The organism is Neorhizobium puerariae (assembly GCF_042429745.1).
GTDB classification, from domain to species: Bacteria; Pseudomonadota; Alphaproteobacteria; order Rhizobiales; family Rhizobiaceae; genus Neorhizobium; species Neorhizobium puerariae.
This window is the reverse complement of the sequence record NZ_JBHMAA010000068.1, coordinates 1-1,440: the sequence shown is the minus strand read 5'-3', so window position 1 is coordinate 1,440 and position 1,440 is coordinate 1. Positions and strand designations below refer to the sequence as shown.

General features: G+C 71.8%; 1 protein-coding gene. It reads right to left on the bottom strand.

Annotated features, from left to right (window positions below; all coding sequences use genetic code 11):
• On the bottom strand, positions 1-1,439 hold a 1,439-nt coding region (locus ACFFP0_RS30975; RefSeq protein ID WP_377266082.1), incomplete at its 3' end, for a phosphomannomutase.
• Position 1,440 lies beyond the last annotated feature (1 nt).

The window sequence follows — 1,440 nt, the reverse complement described above, 5'->3', positions numbered from 1 at the left end:
AGTTCCAGCCCCTGCCGCAGCAGTTTTTTAGCGGTGAGTTGGTTTTGCGCCTCGACATAGCAGCGCATTTCGGGTGCGTTACCGGAGGGCCGCAGGTGGACGATCCGGCCGTCTGCAAGGGTGACCCGCAGGCCGTCGATGTCGCTCTTGCCGGCGACGGCCGCGATCGGCGCGAGGAAGGCGGCCAGGTTGTCGTCCGATGCCCTCAGATGCGCCATCAGCCTGGCGCTCGCCTCGACGGGGAAGTTCTCCAGCCGGTCGGCGGCCGTGAACGGAAGCCGGAAGCCGGCCGCGATCTGTGACAGCGGCGTCTTTTCGCGCGCGGCCAGGAAGAGGGCGGCAAGCACCGGCAGGAAGCTGTCGCGGGTCGGCAGCGGATCGAGCCGGCCGCCGGCCACCGCGAACGCCGAGCCGGTCAGCAGCCCGCCATTCGCCTCGAAGCCCATCACGCCACCCGGGGTGCTGGCCGCGTCGGCCGCCTGCCCCGTCTGCCCCTCCTGCCCCGTCTGCAGCGCCTCCAGCATGCCGGCGATCACGAAGGGCGAGCCGACCCTGGTGCGCAGCACCTGGAAATCCCCGGCCGCCTCGATGCCGGAATTGGAGGTGACCGGCGTCACCACCACCCCGGCGCCGAGGAAGCGGGCGGCGATCAGCCCGAGCAGGTCGCCGCGCAGCGGTTCCCCCGTCTCGTCGGTGACGAGCGGCCGGTCGCCGTCGCCGTCGGCCGAGACGATCGCATCGAGCCGGTGCTCGCCGGCCCAGCCCTTCAGGAGGGCGACGGTATCGGCCGGGACCGCCTCGGTGTCGACCGGGATGAAGTGTCCGGAGCGTCCGAGCGCGACGGTGTCGGCGCCATAGGCCTCCAGCACCTGCACGAGCAGGTCGCGGGCGACGGTGGAATGCTGGTAGACGCCGACCCGCAGGCCGGCGAGGGCGCCTTCGGGCAGCAGCGCGGCGTTGCGGGCGGCAAACAGCGCCGCGGCCTCGGCCGACCGGTCCGGTGCCACGCCCGGCGCAAGCTCGATCGCGCCGCCGCCGCCATCGAGTTCGGCGGCGATCGCGGTGATGCGGGCCTCGTCCTGCTTGTCGATCTCGCCGTCGGGCCGGTAGAACTTGATGCCGTTGCGGTCGTCGGGGATATGCGATCCGGTGACCATCAGCGAGGCGGCGCCGAGCTTCAGGCCGTAGAGCGCCAGCGCCGGGGTGGGGATGGCGCCGCAATCGAGCGGGGCGAGCCCGGCCCGCCGCAGGGCGCCGATCACGGTGGCGGCGATGCCGGGGCTGGACGCCCGGAAATCCCGCCCCACCAGCACGGGACTGCCCGGACCCGCCGCACCCGTCTCCAGAAGATGCCGCGCAAACGCCCCCGTATAAAGCGACGTCGCACGCCCCTCCAGATCCTCAACAAGCCCACGTAGTCCACTCGTTCCGAATTTCATG